The sequence below is a fragment of the Pedobacter cryoconitis genome, assembly GCF_001590605.1.
GTDB lineage: Bacteria > Bacteroidota > Bacteroidia > Sphingobacteriales > Sphingobacteriaceae > Pedobacter > Pedobacter cryoconitis_A.
Genome location: NZ_CP014504.1, coordinates 2,690,497 through 2,712,363 on the forward strand (window position 1 = coordinate 2,690,497; position 21,867 = coordinate 2,712,363).

General features: G+C 37.2%; 21 protein-coding genes. 7 read left to right on the plus strand and 14 right to left on the minus strand.

Going from position 1 to position 21,867, the window contains the following annotated elements:
- Positions 1 to 360: 360 nt before the first annotated feature.
- Positions 361 to 795 (minus strand): Hsp20/alpha crystallin family protein, encoded by a 435-nt coding sequence (locus AY601_RS11100; protein ID WP_068400673.1) that lies wholly within the window; start codon positions 793 to 795, stop codon positions 361 to 363.
- Between the two features lie 76 nt (positions 796 to 871).
- Here AY601_RS11100 and AY601_RS11105 point away from each other — a divergent pair, with 76 nt between their 5' ends.
- A complete protein-coding gene (locus tag AY601_RS11105) occupies positions 872 to 1,354 on the plus strand; it encodes an acyl-CoA thioesterase (protein WP_068400678.1) in 483 nt (160 codons plus the stop codon).
- An 86-nt stretch (positions 1,355 to 1,440) separates the two neighbouring features.
- Here AY601_RS11105 and AY601_RS11110 read toward each other — a convergent pair whose 3' ends face one another.
- Together AY601_RS11110 and AY601_RS11115 are read right to left on the minus strand one after the other, a co-directional pair.
- A complete protein-coding gene (locus tag AY601_RS11110) occupies positions 1,441 to 2,850 on the minus strand; it encodes an FAD-binding oxidoreductase (RefSeq protein ID WP_068400681.1) in 1,410 nt (469 codons plus the stop codon).
- A 21-nt stretch (positions 2,851 to 2,871) separates the two neighbouring features.
- Positions 2,872 to 3,240 carry a dihydroneopterin aldolase gene (locus tag AY601_RS11115; RefSeq protein WP_068400684.1) on the minus strand — a complete coding sequence of 123 codons (369 nt, stop codon included), beginning with the start codon at positions 3,238 to 3,240 and terminating at the stop codon, positions 2,872 to 2,874.
- Positions 3,241 to 3,398: 158 nt separating this feature from the next.
- On the opposite strand from AY601_RS11115, the gene AY601_RS11120 reads away from it, so the two are divergent.
- From AY601_RS11120 to AY601_RS11135, 4 genes are all read left to right on the plus strand, one after another.
- Positions 3,399 to 4,589 carry an acyl-CoA dehydrogenase family protein gene (locus AY601_RS11120; RefSeq protein ID WP_068400687.1) on the plus strand — a complete coding sequence of 397 codons (1,191 nt, stop codon included), beginning with the start codon at positions 3,399 to 3,401 and terminating at the stop codon, positions 4,587 to 4,589.
- A gap of 53 nt (positions 4,590 to 4,642) precedes the next feature.
- A complete protein-coding gene (locus tag AY601_RS11125) occupies positions 4,643 to 5,026 on the plus strand; it encodes an SRPBCC domain-containing protein (protein WP_068400689.1) in 384 nt (127 codons plus the stop codon).
- 168 nt (positions 5,027 to 5,194) lie between these two features.
- Positions 5,195 to 5,647, plus strand: coding sequence for a GNAT family N-acetyltransferase (locus tag AY601_RS11130; RefSeq protein ID WP_068400696.1), 453 nt, complete (start codon positions 5,195 to 5,197; stop codon positions 5,645 to 5,647).
- A 48-nt stretch (positions 5,648 to 5,695) separates the two neighbouring features.
- Positions 5,696 to 6,523 carry an ion transporter gene (locus tag AY601_RS11135; RefSeq protein ID WP_068400699.1) on the plus strand — a complete coding sequence of 276 codons (828 nt, stop codon included), beginning with the start codon at positions 5,696 to 5,698 and terminating at the stop codon, positions 6,521 to 6,523.
- Between the two features lie 298 nt (positions 6,524 to 6,821).
- Here AY601_RS11135 and AY601_RS11140 read toward each other — a convergent pair whose 3' ends face one another.
- From AY601_RS11140 to AY601_RS25670, 6 genes are all read right to left on the minus strand, one after another.
- Complete coding sequence (locus AY601_RS11140; protein WP_068400702.1) at positions 6,822 to 7,895, minus strand: type I restriction endonuclease; 1,074 nt, start codon at positions 7,893 to 7,895, stop codon at positions 6,822 to 6,824.
- 287 nt (positions 7,896 to 8,182) lie between these two features.
- On the minus strand, positions 8,183 to 8,500 hold the full coding sequence (gene yidD / locus AY601_RS26345; protein WP_068400708.1) for a membrane protein insertion efficiency factor YidD: 318 nt from the start codon (positions 8,498 to 8,500) through the stop codon (positions 8,183 to 8,185).
- A 2-nt stretch (positions 8,501 to 8,502) separates the two neighbouring features.
- Positions 8,503 to 8,733, minus strand: coding sequence for a hypothetical protein (locus AY601_RS11155; protein ID WP_068400711.1), 231 nt, complete (start codon positions 8,731 to 8,733; stop codon positions 8,503 to 8,505).
- A gap of 276 nt (positions 8,734 to 9,009) precedes the next feature.
- The gene (locus AY601_RS11160) at positions 9,010 to 9,675 is read right to left on the minus strand and encodes a response regulator (RefSeq protein ID WP_068400715.1); all 666 of its coding nucleotides are present in this window, start codon (positions 9,673 to 9,675) and stop codon (positions 9,010 to 9,012) included.
- Positions 9,676 to 9,686: 11 nt separating this feature from the next.
- The gene (locus tag AY601_RS11165) at positions 9,687 to 11,171 is read right to left on the minus strand and encodes a tetratricopeptide repeat-containing sensor histidine kinase (protein ID WP_157287860.1); all 1,485 of its coding nucleotides are present in this window, start codon (positions 11,169 to 11,171) and stop codon (positions 9,687 to 9,689) included.
- A gap of 274 nt (positions 11,172 to 11,445) precedes the next feature.
- Positions 11,446 to 11,592, minus strand: coding sequence for a hypothetical protein (locus AY601_RS25670; RefSeq protein ID WP_157287863.1), 147 nt, complete (start codon positions 11,590 to 11,592; stop codon positions 11,446 to 11,448).
- A gap of 418 nt (positions 11,593 to 12,010) precedes the next feature.
- Between AY601_RS25670 and AY601_RS11170 the strand changes: the two genes are divergently transcribed.
- Positions 12,011 to 13,240: a hypothetical protein gene (locus AY601_RS11170; RefSeq protein WP_068400719.1), complete on the plus strand. Its 1,230-nt coding sequence runs from the start codon at positions 12,011 to 12,013 to the stop codon at positions 13,238 to 13,240.
- A gap of 141 nt (positions 13,241 to 13,381) precedes the next feature.
- Here the strand turns inward: AY601_RS11170 and AY601_RS11175 are convergent, their stop codons facing one another.
- From AY601_RS11175 to AY601_RS11190, 4 genes are all read right to left on the minus strand, one after another.
- Positions 13,382 to 13,837 (minus strand): NTF2 fold immunity protein, encoded by a 456-nt coding sequence (locus tag AY601_RS11175; RefSeq protein WP_068400722.1) that lies wholly within the window; start codon positions 13,835 to 13,837, stop codon positions 13,382 to 13,384.
- Positions 13,838 to 13,864: 27 nt separating this feature from the next.
- The gene (locus tag AY601_RS11180; protein ID WP_068400726.1) at positions 13,865 to 14,770 is read right to left on the minus strand and encodes a PD40 domain-containing protein; all 906 of its coding nucleotides are present in this window, start codon (positions 14,768 to 14,770) and stop codon (positions 13,865 to 13,867) included.
- A 1,075-nt stretch (positions 14,771 to 15,845) separates the two neighbouring features.
- Positions 15,846 to 17,000, minus strand: coding sequence for a diaminopimelate decarboxylase (gene lysA / locus AY601_RS11185; RefSeq protein ID WP_068400729.1), 1,155 nt, complete (start codon positions 16,998 to 17,000; stop codon positions 15,846 to 15,848).
- A gap of 186 nt (positions 17,001 to 17,186) precedes the next feature.
- Positions 17,187 to 18,500, minus strand: coding sequence for an aspartate kinase (locus AY601_RS11190; RefSeq protein ID WP_068400731.1), 1,314 nt, complete (start codon positions 18,498 to 18,500; stop codon positions 17,187 to 17,189).
- Between the two features lie 248 nt (positions 18,501 to 18,748).
- On the opposite strand from AY601_RS11190, the gene AY601_RS11195 reads away from it, so the two are divergent.
- A complete protein-coding gene (locus AY601_RS11195) occupies positions 18,749 to 20,482 on the plus strand; it encodes a phospho-sugar mutase (protein ID WP_068400734.1) in 1,734 nt (577 codons plus the stop codon).
- Positions 20,483 to 20,533: 51 nt separating this feature from the next.
- Here AY601_RS11195 and AY601_RS11200 read toward each other — a convergent pair whose 3' ends face one another.
- Positions 20,534 to 21,547 (minus strand): LacI family DNA-binding transcriptional regulator, encoded by a 1,014-nt coding sequence (locus AY601_RS11200; protein ID WP_068400738.1) that lies wholly within the window; start codon positions 21,545 to 21,547, stop codon positions 20,534 to 20,536.
- Positions 21,548 to 21,867: the final 320 nt, after the last annotated feature.

Here is a 21,867-nt window from a genome sequence, read left to right on the forward strand (position 1 = left end):
CGTTCGCAAGAGCGGGATTTTTTTTTACACAGCACTCTCATTAATTATTATTAAAACATAATCCTGGTGTGTCACTCGTTAGGAGCATTTTATGTCACCATCTATGCTGCAAGAAATCCTGAAAAAGTAAAAGCCGGGACTCCGCCATTGGATGATCAAATAGCTATTGAAGGATAGAAAGATGGGACTACGCATTATGTCGGTGCAGATAACCCGCAATTAGTGATCAACGAAATTATCAAATCATATAAAGCAACAGGATCAGGATTGCCAGTAGAAAAATAAACGTAGGCAAGCGTTTATTTTTCTAACGAAAAAAAGGGGATATCTTTCGACATCCCCTCTTAAACCAACCAAAAATTACAAAACTTTAATCTCTTTATTTTCTTCCTTCACCTCAACCTTTTTGCCAATTGCAATAGTTAATATCCCATTCACATATTCAGCAGATATCTTTTCCGCATCTACACTTTCAGGAAGCGTAAACGACCTTGCAAAAGACAAATAATCAAACTCTTTTCTACTGTAATTTTTCTTTACCTCACCATCAGCAACTTTTTTCTCTGCCCAAACAGAAAGCGTATCTTTTTTCAAGTTGATCTGAAAATCGCTTTTCTCTAAACCAGGTGCCGCCAATTCGATCGTATATTCAGTTTCCGATTCTAAAATATTCACACCGGGAACTTTATTAATAGTATAATTTTTATTTAGCGCTTCACTGAACAAAGAGTCAAAAACATTGTTAAAGTAAGGTGCGTGGCTTCTTGTACGATTGTTAAAATTTACTAATGTCATAGCTATAATCTCCTTTAATTTTTTATTTTTAAATTATACAACGACCTGTTCAACTCTCATACCAACCCAATAATCTATGATATTTAAGACATTTTGGCGCACAAAAACAAAACAGACAGACAAAAAGTCAGTAACAGTAGGAACTTTAGACAGTTTCAAATATAAAACGCAGATTGAAACCCGGTTTGCAGATTTCGACATGCTCGGCCATGTGAACAATGCAGTTTACTTTACTTATCTTGAAATTGCGCGTACAAAATACTGGAATAGCGCTATATCCTGGAACTGGAAAGAAACAGGCGTAGTCATTGCACAAGCCTCTATGGACTATATCAGCCCAATATTAATAGAAGATAAAGTAAGTATATATGTGCGGACTTCCAGAATTGGGAACACCAGTTTTGATCTCGATTATACGATCGTTAAACACGTTCTGGGTAAAGAAGAAATCTGTACTAAAGGAAAAACCGTTTGTGTATCCTTTTCACATACCAGTAAAAAAGCAATTCCTATCCCTGAAAGTGAAAAAGCAAAAATGGTTGCTTTCGAACAATTGTAACCCGAAAAATCACAAAAAATCGTTAAACAAGGGCAAGGTGCAGATCAATGATTAAAACAATCCCCTTGTTTAACGCAATCCTTTAACTAAAAAATCTTTCCAGGATTCAATATCCCGTTCGGATCGAAAACTTGTTTAATCCCTCTCATTAAATTGAGATTGATCTCACTATATTTAATAGACATAAATTCTTTCTGGACAAGTCCGATGCCATGCTCACCAGAAATAGTCCCACCTAAACTTGCTGTTAACTGGAACAATTCCACAATTCCATCCTTCAGCTTATTTTTCCAGTCTTCATCACTCATCCCCGCTTTGATAATATTGATATGTAAATTACCATCGCCGGCATGCCCATAACATACACTCTCAAAACCATATCTGGAACCAATCTCTTTGATTCCGTTAATTAATTTTGGAAGCGCTGCCCTTGGCACAACCGTATCTTCCTCCTTATAAACAGAATTAGACTTTACTGATTCAGCCATGGTTCTGCGCATACGCCATAATTCTTCCTTCTGTCCGGCCGTATCTGCAAAAAGAACTGCTGTACAACCGAACTCTTCCAATACCGTATTTACCTTTTCACAATCTTTGAATATCGTATCCAGATCGTCTCCATCAAATTCTATCATCAGATAAGCATTTACCCCATCCTTAATATCAAATTTAATAGCATCATACTGAACCACCCACTCTACTCCTCTGCGTTCCATAAACTCTAAAGCAGATGGAGTGACACCAGCTCTGAAAATCGCAGAAACCGCTGCACAAGCCTGTTCATTCTCAGCAAAAGAGCCTAACATCAATACACTGTTCTGTACTTTGGGAATTAGTTTAGTTACAATTTTAGTTACCACCCCTAAAGTACCCTCAGAACCAATCATCAATTGCGTCAGGTTATAACCCGAAGCATATTTAAGCGTATTCGCGCCAGTCCAGATCACTTCGCCAGTTGGCAAAACAATTTCCAGGTTTAATATATACTCTCTTATTGTCCCATATTTCACGACCCTTGGCCCACCAGAACCATGTGCCACATTCCCGCCGATAAAACAAGAGCCCTTACTGGACGGGTCAACAGGATATAACAGACCGTGTTCCGCTACCGCATTCATGAACTCTTCTGTAATTACGCCCGGTTCGACCGTAGCCTGCAGATTTTCAGTATCAATAGAAATAATGGACTTGAAACGCTCCATCGAAAGCAATACACCACCATAAACAGGCAAAGCACCGCCACTCAGACCAGTTCCACCACCCCTGGGTGTAACCGGAACATGATGCGTATTACAAAGCTTCAATAATGCAGAAACTGCAGCTGTATCAACCGGTTTTACGACTACTTCTGGTTCATAATGAAGATCTTCTGTCTCATCATGGCTATAATCCACTAGCGAAACTTCATCAGAAAATACATTTTTCGCCCCTAAAATGGTGACCAGCTGGGCTAAAAACCCCGAATCTATCTTTGTATAAGCAGGAATTGCAGACATATCTATTTTAATAATTCTATTTTAGTGTTTCTTTTCCGAAGTATAAGACAATTGAACAAAAGAATGGTCAATCTCTCCTGGCATAGGTGGGTGCATCTTTTTTATTCCGGCAACTGCAGTCAGAACAAAAGGAAAAGAAGAAATTGTCCTGTCCAGAATAAGCTTAACTACAGATTCCAGCATCTTTTTAGTATTTCTCATTTCTTCCAGAATAATCGTATTCAGCACTTCATAATTAACGGTCCGCTGTAAGTCTTCCGTATCGCCCGAAGGGATAAAAGTGACCTCAACACTCACCAGAAATTCGGTTCCTGTAAGTTGCTCTTCCGGATAGAACCCATGCAGCGCAAAACATTTGACATCATTTAAAGCAACAGTTTGTAAGTACATAATGATCTGATTAGTGCAACAAAATTAAATTTTTGATTGGTTTTAGCCAGCCATTACACGAAATTATTACCTTTGAAAACAAGGTTCGGATAATAGTTATATAATAATACGAAAAGATCCGAAGCACAAAGCCAGCTCAACCAAATATAGTGTAAACCATGAACAAATCAGGAAAGAAAGACCTTTATGAAGCACCCGATTATTATCTGTTAGACGAATTATTGTCTGAAGAGCATAAACTGATAAGGTCAACAGTCCGGGACTGGGTGAAGAAAGAAATCAGTCCGGTGATAGAAGATTACGCACAAAAAGCTGAATTCCCTAAACACTTAATCAAGGGTCTTGGTGAAATTGGTGCCTTTGGCCCTACTATTCCAGTTGAATATGGTGGAGCAGGATTAGATTATACCGCTTATGGCATCATCATGCAGGAATTAGAGCGTGGAGATTCAGGCATTCGTTCTACGGCTTCGGTACAGGGATCTTTGGTGATGTATCCTATTTATGCTTATGGTTCTGAGGAACAGCGCCGTAAATACTTACCTAAGTTAGCCACGGGAGAAATGATGGGCTGTTTTGGTTTAACTGAGCCGGACCATGGATCAAATCCAAGCGGTATGGTCACTCATATTAAAGATAAAGGTGATCATTACTTGTTAAATGGTGCTAAAATGTGGATCTCTAATGCGCCATTTGCTGATATCGCTGTAGTTTGGGCTAAGGATGAAGCTGGAAAAATCAGAGGAATGGTAGTTGAACGTGGAATGGAGGGTTTTTCAACTCCAGAAACACACAATAAATGGAGCCTGCGTGCTTCTGCTACCGGAGAATTGGTATTTGACAATGTGAAGGTTCCCAAGGAAAATATATTCCCGGAAATCTCTGGTCTTAAGGGGCCGCTGGGCTGTTTAAATCAGGCGAGATATGGTATTGCCTGGGGAGCTTTGGGTGCAGCAATGGATTGTTATGATACGGCTTTACGTTATTCTAAAGAGCGTATTCAGTTCGGAAAACCAATTGGTGGATTTCAATTGCAACAAAAGAAGCTTGCTGAAATGATTACTGAAATCACTAAAGGTCAGTTATTAGTCTGGAGACTGGGTGTATTGAAAAGTGAGAACAGGGCAACCGCCGAACAAATTTCAATGGCGAAAAGAAACAGTGTTGAAATTGCGCTGGACATTGCCAGAAATGCAAGGCAAATGTTGGGTGGAATGGGAATTACTGGTGAATATTCAATTATGCGCCATATGATGAACCTGGAATCTGTGGTCACTTATGAAGGTACACACGATATTCATTTGCTGATTACAGGGATGGATGTAACGGGTATAAATGCTTTTAAATAAAGAAGAGACCATGATTGTTTTATGGTCGTTATATAATAAACAATAGATTACGAATGAAGACTTTTAAAAAATACTACTATCTTCCTGCTCCGCCTGAAGAGGTTTATCTGGCAATGACCAAAGCACAAAGTATACAGTTATGGACTGGTGCTGAAGTTGAGTTTACGGATCAGCCGGATACAGAGTTCTCTTTATGGGAAGGAGATATCATTGGAAAGAACCTGGAGTTCGAGTATGGTAAAAAAATTGTACAACAATGGTACTTTGGTGAAGATAATGAGCCTTCAATCGTGACGATTAAGTTCCATGCAGATAAAAAGGGTACCTCTCTGGAGTTCGTACAAACGAATATCCCAGATGAGGATTATGAAGATTTTACGGCTGGTTTGAACGAATACTACATTGGAGGATTGCAAGATTTCTTCGAAGAAGAGTAATTCATTCAGAACCGCAATATCAATAAAATAAGGCAGCGTATGTTCTATAACTTATTCATCTTTTATGAATGACGACTGGAACATACGCTGCTTTATTTTATTTTACGCCCTATTTAAAACTATTGGAGGCTCCAATTGTCTCATGATCAGACCATCAAAAAAATACCAATGAAAATTATATCTATAAGGGAGAACCCTGAATATTTGAAAAAAGCGATTACCTACTTCCAAACCTGCTGGTCTGAAGTAGAGCCGATCATTTATGAAGATTGCTTAACGCATTGTATCGGTGCAGAGGGTTCATTTCCTCAATGGTATTTACTGGAAAAAGAAGATGAAATTATTGGCTGTGCAGGACTTATCCCTAATGATTTTATTAGTAGAATGGATTTATACCCTTGGGTGTGTGCTTTATATGTGGACGAAAAACACAGAGGAAAAGCCTATAGTAAATTACTCTTGGATAAAGCAAAAGAAGATACTATACAAGCAGGATTTGATAATTTATACTTGTGTACTGATCATGTTGGATTATATGAGAAATATGGTTATCAATATATAGGAATGGGATATCACCCATGGGAAGAGGAATCCAGAATTTATGGGTTAAAACTCAAATAGCATCAAATTAATTTCTGTAAAGCATGGAAATAGATTAACCTTGTATACATGGCTATTAGAAGTAACGACATCTTAAGAAAGAAGCTCTCTACCATTATCTTCGAATCAGATACCAAAGCGGGTAAATTATTTGATCTGGTTTTACTATGGGTAATTCTGTTAAGCATTTTGTCTGTTTTTCTGGAAAGTGTAGCTAGTTTCAGAGCTCAATACCTGATTTATATCCGTACTGTGGAATGGATTTTCACCCTATTCTTTACCTTGGAATATGCAGTTCGTATTTACAGCAGTGCTAAACCATCAAAGTATATCTTCAGCTTTTATGGCCTGATAGACATTATCGCCTTTTTACCAACTTATCTGAGTTTATTTCTTGCAGGAGCACATTATCTGGTTGTTATCCGGGCATTTAGATTGCTTAGAGTTTTCCGGATCTTAAAGCTGAGCCGTTTTACAAGTGAAGGTAATATATTAAGAAACGCGCTTAAAAACAGTTTATATAAAATCACCGTATTCCTGGCAAGTGTTGTTACACTGGTAACCATTATAGGTACACTCATGTATATTATAGAAGGGGACGCAAGTGGTTTCACAAGCATCCCTGTTTCTATATACTGGGCAATAGTTACGATTACGACTGTTGGCTATGGAGACATCTCTCCACAAAGCCCTTTGGGCCAGCTCCTGGCAAGTATACTGATGATTATCGGTTATGGCATTATTGCTGTCCCTACCGGTATTGTATCTGTAGAAATGGCAAGGGCTACAGATGAAGCCAAGGAGAAATGTCCGGTATGCTATGCTCCTGTTTATCCGGCAAATGCAAGATTTTGTTCCAGATGCGGAAAAGAATTAAAAGAACTTGAAAAGCCTTAATTTTCAGCGCTGCTGCAGAGGAAAAGAATATCAATAGCAAATCTTACAAGGCTTATACCCTCTTTTAACTGCTTCGTTTAGGGTGACTTGTTTTCTTTCATGCGTACAACGTTTAAATCCATGGCAGACATGACTGTGATACTTTTCACTCCCTTTACTGATACAGATATATACCAGTTGGGGTGCTTCTGTGCACGATGCTTTAAAAGCAATTGTACCTGTAATAAAAACAAAAATTAAGATCAGGGATCTTTTCATGATAAATTCAAAGTGTATTAACTCTAATAGCCCATTGATACTATTTTTTCTGCAATTCCAGTTTCAGGATCACCTCTTTTAAGGTATCAGCAAAAGTATATAAGTCATCAATTGATTGGATTTCATGCTTGATTTCTTTTTTGTTTTCGTCAAGCACGACCAGGTACTTTTTTGTGTTGAGATAAAGCCTGCAAATGGTCTTTCTATTGTTATCATCCAAAAGGATAGCAAAGTAGGAAAGAGCGTCTCTGTAGGTTATTCTTTTAGGTTCTAATACTTCTCTAAGGATAGATTTCACTATAAAAAACCCTTCTATTTCTTCTTCGGTAGTTACGATTCCAGAAGCGGCCTCAACTATTATTCCTTCTTCTATTTTGATAGATTCAGCAGCATCAATCTGTTTCTCCTGATTAAGTGCGGATTTAAGACGTTCATTAATTGCATCACTTATCAATTGATTAAACGAGCGCTTGATGATTGGGGTAAATTGTTCTTTCACTTTTGCAGTAATCATATTAGGATAGATCTGTTTAGTGAAAAAGGTAACGAAGCTCTCTGACGGATCAGCAATTTCTCTATGAAGCAAAGTCTTGAGTTCATTTAAATACTTAAGCTCACTTGCCGTATTTGTGATATTATCTACATCAAAATAAGATTTATGGAATTTTTTAAGTTCAGCTAACTCAGCTTCTTTAATTTCAGTTATTCTGAATTCAAAAAACGGAGTGCTATCCATTTTATTTTTTTCTACCAAATCGGTATAAAAACGATATACTAAACCATTGGTCAGCAAACCAAACTTAGCTTTTGTGGTATGAAAATATCTGAATAACTGTGAATTATGTGGATCCAGATTCTCCAAATGATGTTTACATTCTATCAGAATTGTAGGATCACCATCTTTTATAATGGCATAATCAACTTTTTCTCCTTTTTTAATACCCAAATCAGCAATGTATTCAGGATTCACCTCAAAAGGATTAAATACATCATATCCCATAATTTGGATAAATGGCATCACCAAAGCATTTTTCGTAGCTTCTTCTGTTTGTATTTGAGGCAGCATCTTCTCTACCCGGGATGCTAATTGTGTAATCTGATCTTTAAAGTCCATTGCGCATTTTGATTTAATAATTAGTAAGTTTTATAGCGGATATACAAAATTTCATAGTGATACTATTTTTCCCATTTACAGAGCGTCCTGTTTTTACCTTTCATTTTTGCCAGCGTTGTTTTTATAATCCTGTAATTACAATTACTAAGGCCCCGGCAATTTGATTTATAGTGGTACTTTTTAGTATTACTGTTACCACAGATGTAAACCGTTTTTGGTTTTTCAAGGATGATGGTATTAAAAAAAAGAAAGCTTAACAATAAAATTATCTTCATATCAGATGATTGTTAAAATTTTGGTGTTGTGAGTACGTTTTGATAAGCTCTTTTGATAAACCTTTCTGAAATCTCCTCTTCTGTAAGTACCTGACCATTTTGCAGAATCATGGATTTGCGGCCATCAATTGGGTTTTCAAAGATGTGAAAGCCATTTCTACAGTTTTGAAATCTGTACCGAAGTGCCTTTAAGCCTTTACGAAAACCTTCTTTTTTTGCGGTATGATATACATGCTGAGAACAGCTTGTTCTGAATATACATTTGCGTCTTTTGCTTTCAGGAAAAACGTACCAATAAAATCTAATGACCAGAATAAGTAGAATTTCCATGATTACCCTCTACTGAAAACAATCATTTGATATGCTGTCAAGTGTCCGGGAGTTCCACCCCCAAAACATCCTGAAACCGGCTGGACATAAGTTGAGACACTTTCTAACCTGACGTATTCCCATCCTTGATGATTAAACTGTCCGATTAAGTTTTCTAATTGTTCGGCAACGGCACTTATCGTTTCCTTCTGCTGATTTAGAGTCGCTGTGAATGGTACTACTTTATATTCCATGATAATCCATATTTAGGTTGAGTATTATCTTTTAATTATTCAACATATCAAAAGTATAGAGGACAGGAGTAATTTTCTTACGGGAACCCGTAAGCTGATCAATTATTTGAGAAAGTTTTGATATGCTCAATTCAGATCCGATCAGGCCCCGTCTATGGATTTTAAAATCCCAGAAAAGTCTAAAAGGAGATATTTCAGAAAGAGCATAGCCGGCCAGACTGTGATCAGCTAGCTATTTATATAAATTAGAATATTTTAGTTGTTTAAACAGCGTAGTTAAATGATGCCCATGTCTTTACAATAAGCGATCAATTGTTCATTGTTGGAGAATTCCAATACTTCTCTCATGAGGTTAAAACGTTTTTCAACACTGCTCAAACCAGACGGTTTAATATTATTTTCCTGCAAATAAATCGGAATATCTTTTTGAATCACTCCTTTAGAAAGCAGGGAGATAATAGTGATATCATATTCTGTTAATTCATAAGAGTTCTTCTCCTTGATATTTTGCCTTAAATCTACAGAAGTATAAGGTTTATTCTTATAAACACTATCTATAGCTATTTTAAGTTGTTTGGCATCATTACGCGCCTTACGTACATATCCATTGATATTCAAATCTTTAAAAAGTGCAGCAATAACCGCTTGCTTATTTTCTGCTGAAAAAACAATAACTTTCAGCCCAGGCTGTTCTTTTCTCACTGCTGTTATAAGTGCAGTACCTTCTGAAATTTTTTGGTGCTGATCATCCTCTTCGAAAGAAAGATCTGTAATCAGCAAATCATAAGGATCATGGGTTTTTAGCGCCTTTTGTATGCGTGTCAATGCATGATCGCAATAAAATACATAGTCAGCAGGTGGTATTCCAAGATCTACCAGTGTTTTTCTCAGAGAAATATTTGCACTTTCGTGGTCTTCGGCTATTAATACTTTTTTGAACATCGTTTATCAATTTAAGAAACAGGAAAAGAAATTTTTATTTTCAATCCTTTTTCGGCTTTTATGTCAAAGATAATTTCCCCCTGGATGTTATTCATACGGTTTCCCGTATTTGTTAGTCCATTATTAAATTGAGTTCCTTCTGAAATTCCAATTCCATTATCAGCATAATAAACGTTTATATGATTATCGGTGTGTTCAAATCTAACAGCAACATTATTTGCCTCACTATGTTTACTCATATTTACCATGAGCTCCTGAAGAACATGCTCAAGCTCATATTTTACATCTCCACTAACTTTTGTCCATAGCTCTGCGGTATTGCCCATGTATACGACCACCTTGGTAGTTTCAGTAGCAAAGGACTGCAAAAGGTCAGATATTTTCTCCTGAAAATTCTGATCTGCAAGCTGTGGTTCTTCATAAGATATGTCACGTGATTTTTCGTACATAACTTCTAGTTTATCCAGGATATGATCCTTGTTTAAGCCATCTTGATTTTCAATCTCTGCCATTACCCGATACAATCCATTCGCAACTACATCATGAACCTTTTTTGATGTTTTCAATTTATTTTCACGAATCGTATTTTGTGCTTCCAATTCCAGCCTTTGTTTTCTTTTTTTATACCAAATAGAGCTGATGACAGAACCCATAAGAATTAATAAAACTGTAAAAGCCAATAATATTCTTTGTTTAATGATCTGGTAATTTTTCTCCACATTATCCTTCTGAAGAATTAAATTATCCGCTTTATTTTTCTCAGCCTCATATCGGACAAGTGCAAATTGATTTTTGGCAGCATTCCGTGCAGTCTGTAAGCTATCGTCCAGTTTCCGATAGGTTGCAAAATACTGCTTTATTTGATTGGGTGGCACAAGTTCTATTAGTTTTTGCAGCGCTTCAATTTTATCATCAGGGCTATTTAATTTCTTCGCCACCTGATACATTTTACCAGCATAGCGCAGCGCAGAATCTGGTTGCGTTTGCTGATAGTATTCCATAAGATGGGAATAACTGGCATTCAGCCCCCAGAGATCATTCTCTGTTTCGCGGATACTCAGCGCTTTAAGAAAATCAGGAGCTGCATTATAACCGGAATTCTGAAGCCATTTTGTTTTAGCAATATTTGATAAAACTCTTGCATACTCTTCCTGATTTTTACTCTTTTCAGGGATAAGTTCATTATAAATCTTAAGGGCCTGCGCATACTTTTTCGCTTTTTGATAAGCCAATGCTTTATTATTTAGAATAGTCAGATTAAATCCAGTATTCTTTGAAAGTTTTATGCCTTTATTATAATAAAATAATGCTTTATCATAATAGATTAATGCAAGCTCATATCTTTTCAAATTGATACTGTTCAATCCCAGTTCATTATAATCTGAAGATAAACAGGCAAAGTCTTTTTCCTTTTCCCCATCTAAAAATTTCAAGGACAGCATTAAACTTTCCTGAGCACCAAAATAGTCACCCGCACCAGATTGTATGATCGACATGAAGTTATAAGACCTAGCTATGTGCAAACTATCCCTGGAGTTTGTTACAACCTTATTAAAATAATAAAAGGCTGAGTCATTGTTATTTTTATTAAACAATGACTCAGCCTTATCAAAAATGATTTCCTTAATAGGAATGATGGTATTTTTCTTTTTATTGCAAGCAATAATGCCAAGAATAAAAACTAAGAAGAGGAGCGTTTTTTTCAAGAATAATAGTATTTGCTCAAATATAAAGAAAGTAAGGCAGTAAAAACTGCCTTACTTTTATCGGCTATGGATATTTAGATGGAATATGTCCACCTTCTCCGCCTGTATCAGGCTGGTCACTGTCCATTGTTGTACTTTGATGAGTAGTATCCTGATTATCAGGAGTAGTATTATATCCTGGGCATGCCAATCCCATTAAAAAGGCAATCATTAATTCAAACATCTTTTAAAAATTTAAAGGTTAAATACGCTGTAGTTCCCCGGGAAACCGATCAGGGGGAGAGCTACAATTGAAATAAGAAGCGCTTCTTAAATTTTTGGGAAGTGTGTGAGAATCAATTGCGGGAGCTAATAACTGCTTCCCAAACCGGATAATAGTCCCCGCTATTTCATCTCATTTAGCAATCAATCTTTTGCATTAACTCCGATAGCTAAACGAAGCTTCGATTGATTGCTGAGACAAATGTATAGGGACGTAATCAACTAATTATCAAATGATTCCGTCATTTCCGATCATTCCGTTGAATTCCGGAAATGGGTTATTTAAATTCCGGAAATGCGATTTGGGTTTCTGAAATGATTATGGGATTCCGTAAATTCCGGTTGATTTTATTTAACATTTTTGGAGAATGTTCGATGACTACAGAGAAAAAGTAATCCTTACTTATGAGGAGAAGAAAAAAGCCAATGCTATTTCTCTTAATTTATTGCACCTAACTCCTGGAAATATAAGGGAAGAGTGTATTAAAGTTTATGAGGAAAGACCATTGAAGAAGGATGAAAATTTGTTAAGATCATTTTTTGAGTCAAAAGGAGATACAACTAACTATAGTAGTAACATCAAGGCTACTGATATTGACAAATTCAGACCTTTAATAAATTTTATAAGAGGAAAAACGGTCATCCCAGAAAGCAAAAATGTTGAGCTTCTTGCCTGGTTGATAGATTTTGAGCCAAGACCTTATAAAGGTGATTTTGATTATGTGAATATGCCTCTATCTGGAGGAGGAAATATTCCGGTTCTACCGGAAGGCCTAGGTACCTCACTTCCACCAACTTCAGTTCCGGTTATGGTGCCAGTTCCCGTAACAGTGCCAGCCCCTGTAACAGTTCCTCCAGAAGAATCAGGGCAACCAATCTCACTAACTCCAATTCCTGAACCTGTTTCCTCAGAAAAATCAGGGTCACCAGTTTCACCAACTCCAATTCCTGAACCAATTTCCCCAGAAAAATCAGGGCAACCAATTTCACCAACTCCAGCCCCTGTAACAGTTCCTCCAGAAGACTCAGAGCCACCAGTTTCACCAACTCCAATTCCTGAATCTATTTCCCCAGAAAACTCACAGTCAGAAATTCCAACTACGGTTACAATTTCTGCAAACGACTTACCTCCTGGTGAAAGGAAAGTGAATAAGTCAACTATAATTCAGAAAATCCTGGCTTTCATTAGAAAATTTGAGTGGTTAAAACATGCTATTCCTAAATCAAAAAAAGAAAAAGCTGCAATTTCATTAATAATCATATTTACCATAGCTAGTATTACTTATCTAATAATTATAAATAATAAGAAGTGTATGTACTGGACCGGCGAACATTACGAAGCGATTTCCTGTGAACAAACAGTCGGTGACGTTGCTATAATTGCTAAGGATACCGTGAAATTAAATCATTTAAAAAAAATCATGCACCCGGACACACTTACACAAAATTCTTTAGGTAAAGTGTGGTATGTAAAAACCTATGAGGGATTAGAATTTTATACCTCAGATGGTTTTCATCCCATCTACAGTGAGAGAAGACTGAGACCAATTACAATGCGTATTCTAAATAAGTATATCTTAAAAAATCAGTCTTATTAACTATGTATAAAACCTTCTTGAAATGCCCTAAACAAAAAAAAGCAACAGGTAATATTTCTGACTTTATTCCTGGTTCTGGAATGCCGGCAGAAATATTACCTGTTGCTTTTTTATAGTTGGAGAACTAACCCCGCAACCTCTCTAAAGTATATCAAACTCCCACACACCGTTCCCACTTAAACTCTCCACCCCATCTATCTTCCAAACCTGTCCCTGCTTCACCACTAAATACCTTTTAGCAGGTGAAAAATTTTTAATCTTTTCCGTCTGAATCATCACTTCATTTTTATACAGCTCCGTACAACTTTCAATTGCTGTCCCCCCTTTATAAGTACCACCATAAAAAAAGTATCCTGTACCAGTCCGATGATACTGTCTATTCTTTGAAGTACAATATTTTTTATAAATCTCCTTTAAAGTTTCTCTTGCAACACTACCCTGTGGAGTTAGCTCATTCAATTTCTCCCGATCATCAACGATTAGATTATGGCACTCCTTAGCCCATCTATTGTAAACAATTACAAATTCAGTCACCGTTTCCTCAGCCGTACGCTCAGCATCAGGTATACTATCAAAAGTATATTTTTCTATGTTCATAAGATCAAACCGGATAATAACTAAGCTCTAATTAGCAGTTGGATTATTCCCCTTATCTACTACAACTTTGATATCACTTCCTGATAAATCAGTAGCATATATTTTAGAAACCTTAAACGGCTTCTCCATACCACTATAAATAACCTTATCATTTCCAGTAACAAAAAGAGATGGTACAGTCATACCTTCCGGAGAAATTCGTTTAACCTGTTTTGAAGCAAGGTCCAGTACATAAACAGCTTCACCCGGCCCGGTTAAACCCGGTAAAATATCCTTGTTACCTGCATTAAAAACCAATTTCTTTCCATCCTTACTATAAAAGAAACTATGATTACTGGCAATTGAAAAATCCTTTCCAATCAGATCCGTGATACTTACCGATTCTACCATTTTCCCCATCAAATCAAATGTGTAAAGTTTTTGAAGATCCTGAGCTATAAGCTGATTCTCATTCTTCCACGTTGGTGCATTAACATTAAGCTTAGACACACTATCTAACATCACATATCCAGAATTATCCGTCTTAATTACCCCTACCTTCCAAAGATATTTTTTATTAAAAATACTAAAAGCGACCATACCTCCCGAAGGAGACCACACGGCCCGATAATAATTTTTACTCCTCACATTTAACTGAATCTGGCTTTTGCTGACCATATCCGCAACCCAGATAGACCTGCCCCCTAAACTATCACTCACCGTATAAGCTAACTTATTTCCGTCCGGGGAGATTGCCGGATCAGTAGCCCCACCAAAAGAAATCTGTTTAGACGTATCTGCATTTGCCGCCACAATTTTCCCCTCCAGCTGATAAGCCAGTGAATATTTATTATCGACAACCTTTGGTGTTTCAACCTTATTAGAATTACTGTTAGAATTACAAGCCACTACGAAAAGCGATAGCGCTGGAATTAAAAATTTAAACGATCTCATATATTGTATCTAATATTATTTATAGTGCTAAACTTAATTTAGCAAATATTCAAGTATTTATTGGACTCAACCAATCAGAAAACCAACCAACTTTCTATTGACCCTCAGCTAATGAAATCCCGGCTCCAAGATTACTGAATAATCCAATTATAGATGTAATAGAAAAAGCATTTTTATCCGGCACAAACTAAAACCTGCCTCCTGAATATAGAGATAAGTCCATCATCCTATTGTGGTCTAGGTTGGTAAGGGGTTGGTAAGGCTATTGGCCTTACCAACCCCTTACCAACCTAGACCACTTATATACGCAGAACAGTTCACGACATCAAACGTTTCATTTCAAAGCCAACCAAACCTTTTCTCCTCAACGCCAACCAAACCTTTCTCCTCAAAGCCAATCAAAATTTTTCTCTTCAACGCTAACCAAACCTTTCTCCTCAACGCCAACCAAACCTTTTCTCCTCAAAGCCAATCTAAATTTTTCTCCTCAACGCTAACCAAACCTTGCTCCTCAAAGCCAATCTAAATTTTTCTCCTCAACGCTAACCAAACCTTGCTCCTCAAAGCCAATCTAAATCTTTCTCCTCAACGCTAACCAAACATTTTCTCCTCAAAGCCAATCTAAATTTTTCTCCTCAACGCCAACCAAACCTTTTCTCCTCAAAGCCAATCTAAATTTTTCTCCTCAACGCCAACCAAACCTTTCTCCTCAACGCTAACCAAACCTTTCTCCTCAAAGCCAATCTAAATTTTTCTCCTCAGCGCTAACCAAACCTTTCACCTCCTAACCAATCTAAATTTTTCTCCTCAACGCTAACCAAACCTTTCACCTCCTAACCAATCTAAATTTTTCTCCTCAACGCTAACCAAACCTTTCTCCTCCTAACCACCCCCACCCCTTTCACAATTATTATTCTGGCTTAAATGAAAGCGTGTCCTTTTAGCTGTAGGTAATACCAATTCTAAAAAACCAGTGAATAAAAAAAAGCAACAGGCCATATTTCTGACCTTATTCCTAATTCAGGAATGCCGGCAGAAATATGGCCTGTTGCTTTTTTTATACTATATGGAGAAACTATCTTTCACTAAAAGCCACCCTTACATTTTCCCTCAGATTATAATGTGAACTCATCACCTCACCATAAGCCCCAGTACTCCTGATCCCTATTAAATCACCCCTCACCGTCTCCTGTAACAAAACCTCTTTCCCAAAACAATCCGTACTCTCGCAAATCGGGCCCACCACATCATACTTCACACTCGCTTCCCCATCCTGCTTACTCAAATTCTCGATCTGGTGATAAGCCTGATAAAGAGCCGGTCTCATTAACTCCGTCATCCCAGCATCCAGAATTATGAAATTCTTGCTCTTCCCATTCTTCACATAAAGCACTCTGCTAATCAACGAAGAACACTGCCCAACAATCGCTCTTCCCAGCTCAAAATGAACCTCCTGATTAGGCCTCTTCTCTAAAAAGTCATTAAATATCTTAAAATAAGCTGCAAAATCAGGAATCTGCTGCTCAGGATTCTGATAGTCAATACCCAATCCACCACCAACATTTAACACCTTTACTGGAAACCCACGCTCCTCGAACCATTTCGCAAACTCATTGATCCTTACACAAAGATTCTTAAAAACATCCAAATTCGTGATCTGTGAACCAATATGGAAATGTATCCCTATGAATTCTAAATTTGCAGAAACCTTTAAAACTTCCGCACAATCAGGAAGATCCCATGAATTTACACCGAACTTATTCTCATCCAGTCCGGTTGTAATATTATGATGCGTATGTGCATCGACATTAGGATTAATACGGATCGCAACCTTAGCCACTTTACCCCTTTTCTCAGCAAGTTCATTGATCACCGCTAACTCCTGAACAGACTCCACATTAAAGCAGAAAATATCCAGATCCAGTGCACCATTGATTTCCTTGTCCGACTTACCTACACCAGCAAATACGACCTTTTTTTTATCAAAACCTACTTCAATAGCCTTCTTCACCTCATTGCCACTTACACAATCAGCGCCCAAACCGGCCTCTTTAATTTTTTTCAGCAGCGTATCATTAAAATTCGCTTTCATTGCATAATGCACGTGAAAATCATATACCTTAGCCGCTTCAACACAAGCACTTAAGCTGCGCTGCAATAAACTCAGGTCATAATAATAAAAAGGTGTTTCTAAATCTGCAAACTGTGCTATATCTTTGTTCGAAAACATAATGTTTAAATATCTTATTGTATTTTGTCTAATTGGACTACTGTTGATCTACCTGGGCAACTATTTCGATCTTCAGCGTCAGAAAATCAACAAAAAAGAATACGACAGAAGAGTCAGACTCTTTATCGTACTCATTTTTATTATTATAGCAGTCCTCACTTACCTCAAAAAGAGATAAACCGATTTTTATTCAAAAATACGGTTATGTAAACTTCTCAGTACCTCTGTTTTATCTCCAGTATTAATTAATAGAGAGATATTATAATTACTTCCCCCATAAGAGATCATTCTGATTGGGATATGCTTGATAGCATCAAGTACTCTTGATGCAAAACCATGTTTGCTCGCACCAAAATCACCGACTACACAAACAATCGTCTGTTCTCTGTCAATCTCTACAGAACCAAAAGCATGCAGCTCTTCTACAATTTTATCCAGGTTATCTGTGAAATCAATCGTTAAAGAAACAGCAACCTCCGAAGTAGTAATCATATCAATTGGCGTCTTATAACGCTCAAAAATCTCAAATACTCTTCTTAAGAAACCATAAGCCAAAAGCATGCGACTAGACTGGACCCGTATAGCAATCAAACCATCCTTAGCAGCGATAGATTTGATTTTGCCCTTCTCACTCTCCGCAGAAATCAATGTTCCCGCAGCAGAAGGCTCCATCGTATTTAATAATCTTACTGGAATCTTGTATTTTTGTGCCGGGAATACCGACTGAGGATGAAGAATTTTAGCTCCGAAATAAGCAAGCTCCGCAGCCTCATCAAAAGAAAGATGAGAAATTGGTTTCGTACCTTTCACAATTCTTGGATCATTATTGTGCATCCCATCAATATCAGTCCAGATCTGTACTTCCTCCGCTAAAATAGCAGCACCAATCAGAGAAGCTGTATAATCACTTCCACCGCGGCGAAGATTATCTACTTCACCAAAGCTGTTTCTACAGATAAAACCCTGTGTAATAAATAATTTACTGCCTTTATGTTTCTCTAGCAAAGGCATAAGATTTGCCGTTGCAAAAGAAATATCAGGTTCATTATCCTCATCAATCTTCATGAAATCAAGCGCAGGTAATAATACCGAAGGCACGCCAATAGATTTCAAATAAATATGGTAAAGTGTAGTTGACAGTAATTCGCCTTGCGCTAAAACTACCTTCTCTTCAACTGGGGTGAAAATATTATTGACCAGGGTAGTTAAGAATTGAAAATGGTAATCCACTACTTCCTGACCCTGCTCCCTGAAATCACCCTCAGGAAGAAGCTCAATAACAAATTCATTATATTTTTGATTTAGGGCGCTAATTAAAATTAACGCCCCCTGTTTATCTTCCTTTAAAAGTTTGCCTGAAATTTCTACTAAACCATTGGTTGTACCAGACACTGCTGATAAAACTACAATTTGCTCTTCAGCCGGATTGATAATATCCAGCAATTTCGTCATCCGCTCGGGGCTTCCGACAGAAGTTCCGCCAAACTTTAATATCTTCATGTTTCTAAATTGGGTTAACAATTAAACTAAAATCCCCGTCTGCAGTTAATTTATTTGTAGCAGGTATTTTTAATTCAATTAATTTGGTATATAATTGCATTAGGGCGTGAAATTAATAAAACGCGCTTAATAATCATGCTATAAACAAAATTAAATTTGGAGGGTCTGAAATTTAAAAACAGATCTTAAAAACATCCATAGCCTTTGTTTTGTTTATAGACCAGAATAATCAAATATTAACGGAGAACATGCAATTAGAAGCAGCAATACAAAACACCATTAACGAGTGGCTTAATGGCAATTATGACCAACAAACAAAAGAAGAAATCCAAAAGCTAATAGACAGTGAAGCGTCTACAGAATTAGTAGATTCCTTTTACAGAAGTCTGGAATTTGGTACAGGTGGACTCCGCGGTATTATGGGAGCTGGTTCTAACAGGATTAATAAATACACGATTGGTACAGCCACACAAGGCCTGAGTAACTATCTGCTGAAAAAATATCCGGGAGAGCAAATTAAAGTAGCGATTGCCCATGATAGCAGAAATCAATCAGACTTTTTCGCTAAAATCACCGCTGATGTATTTTCTGCGAATGGAATTCATGTCTATTTCTTCAAAGAATTACGCCCTACTCCTGAACTTTCATTCGCGATCAGACACTTAGGCTGCCGCAGCGGTGTAATGCTTACTGCTTCACACAATCCTAAAGAATATAATGGGTACAAAGCTTATGGTGCTGACGGAGGACAATTTACTTCTCCAGATGATAACATGGTGATGGATGAAGTTGCCAATATCAAAAGCATCGATGAGGTTAAATTTGAACGTAATGATAAACTTGTCGAATTGATCGGTGAGGAAATCGACACCTTATATCTTGATCAGATTACTGCGCTTTCAGTTTCTCCGGAAGCAATCGCCAGACAAAAAGACCTTAAAATAGTTTACTCTCCGATTCACGGTACAGGAATCACTTTAGTTCCTAAGGCATTAGCGCAATTTGGATTCACCAATTTAACTTTAGTTAAAGAACAAAGTACACCAGATGGAAACTTCCCTACCGTGGTTTATCCTAATCCGGAAGAAAAAGAAGCAATGACCTTAGCTTTGAATAAAGCGAAAGAAATTGATGCGGACCTGGTTCTGGCAACTGACCCTGATGCGGATCGTGTTGGTATTGCAGTTAAAAATAGCGATGGAGAATTTGTATTGCTTAACGGAAACCAGACTGGTAGTTTATTAATCAACTATCTGCTTACTGCATGGCAGGAAAAAGGCAAGTTAGATGGTAACCAATATATCGTTAAAACTATCGTAACCACTAACCTTGTTGAAGAAATTGCCAAAGCTAAAAACGTTGAATACTTTAATACACTGACCGGATTTAAACATATTGGCCATCTGATCACCAGCCTGCAGGGTAAGAAAACCTTTATTGGCGGTGGTGAAGAAAGTTATGGCTACCTGATCGGTGAGCTGGTAAGAGATAAAGACGCGATTATTTCTTGTGCTTTCATTGCTGAGATGACTGCTTTCTATAAAGATAAAGGCAGTAGCTTATATGATGCAATGCTGGATATGTATGTAGAATATGGTTTGTATAAAGAGGAACTGGTTTCACTGACTAAAAAAGGAAAAACTGGTGCTGAAGAAATCAAGGCGATGATGGAGAAATTCAGAAATAACCCACCATTGGAACTTGGAGGTTCTAAAGTAAAAACTTTAAAAGACTATGAATTAGGTGTAGAAACTAATTTAGATACGAAAGAGAAAACGAAACTTGATTTCCCTGTGTCTGATGTACTGCAATTCATTACAGAAGATGGAAGTATTGTTTCTGCCCGTCCTTCAGGTACAGAGCCTAAAATAAAGTTCTATTGCAGCGTGAATGCGCCGCTTGCAGATAAAGCTCAGTTCAAAACGGTTGATGCAGCACTGGGTGCTAAAATAAAATCATTGATGGACGATTTACAAGCGTAAATATCCTTTTAAATAAAAAAAGCGGAAGATGATTCCGCTTTTTTTATTTATTTATCTTTCTATCAATCTGGATGATAACACCACGTTATTCAATTCCTTTTTCTCGAAAGAATCTACCGAAGCCAGCTCTTTTAAAACAAAGTTGATTACGTTTTCAGCAATTTCCTCTATCGGCTGATCTACCGCACTGATTGTTGGAGAATGCAGTTTAAAAATATCATGGTCATCATAAGCAATAACCTTAAATGAACCATTTAGTTTTTTATTCATCTCTCTGAAACTAAACAAGCCTCTTACCGCCAGATAATTTGTTGCAAAAAGTACAGCATCAATCTCTGGATTATCCGTAAAAAACTGAGTCAGTTCAGCAGTGGTCTCATCTGCAGTGTTATTAAAAGAAATAAGTTTGCAAAGTTTTGGATTTATCTCAATCTTATTGGCTTTCAGTGCCTGCTCATAACCTTTATAACGGTCCTTAATCTGTTCCACTTCAACATCAACAGTAACGAAAGCGATGTTTTTCATTCCTTTAACGATTAGGGAATCAGTAGCCATATAAGTTCCCTTAATATTGTCTACCAAAACACTGCTCACTTCCAATCCTGGTAAATGACGGTCAAATACGACTACCGGAGTACGGGCAGATAGCAACTCGCGAATATCTTCTTCCATACCCGCCATTGGTGCGATGATATAACCATCAACCTGCCTGGACTTAAACATCCTGATCAGGCCTTTTGCCTTGTCCAGATTATTTTCGGTGCTGGAATAGATAATCTTATAACCGTGTTTGTAAGCCTTATCCTCAATCAACCTTGCGATGGCAGCGAAAAACGGATTAGAAATATCTTCTACAATTAAACCAATTGTATTGGTATTTCCTGTACGCAGACTTCTCGCGACCTGGTTTGGCCGGAAGCCCACTTCCTTAATAATTGCCTCGACTTTTGTAATCATGTCCTGGCTAATACGCATTTTCTCTGCCTTACCATTTAATATGAAAGAGACAGTAGTAATAGATACGTTAGCCTTCTTTGCGATATCCTTTATAGAGAGGGGTTTCATTTTGTTTTTTTATTTAGAAAGCCAAGCTAGAAAAATAAAAACTATTAATGAAACAGTCTCAACTGTCTCCCCGATATTTTATTTCATCGCAACTAATTAAAACCTGATGCTCATGTTGTAAACCGTGTTTTTATCGTGATTAAATATGTTAAAATGGCAATTACTCACTCCAACTCCTCTGTATTGATTCACTTTGTTCAATACATAAGCCTTACTCGTAATAATCCCGTTATCATCTTGTGCATCGAACTAAATCTTATTCAAAATCAATTTAACGTTGTTAGCTATATAAAGCGTAAATTTGCACTACTGATATTTTT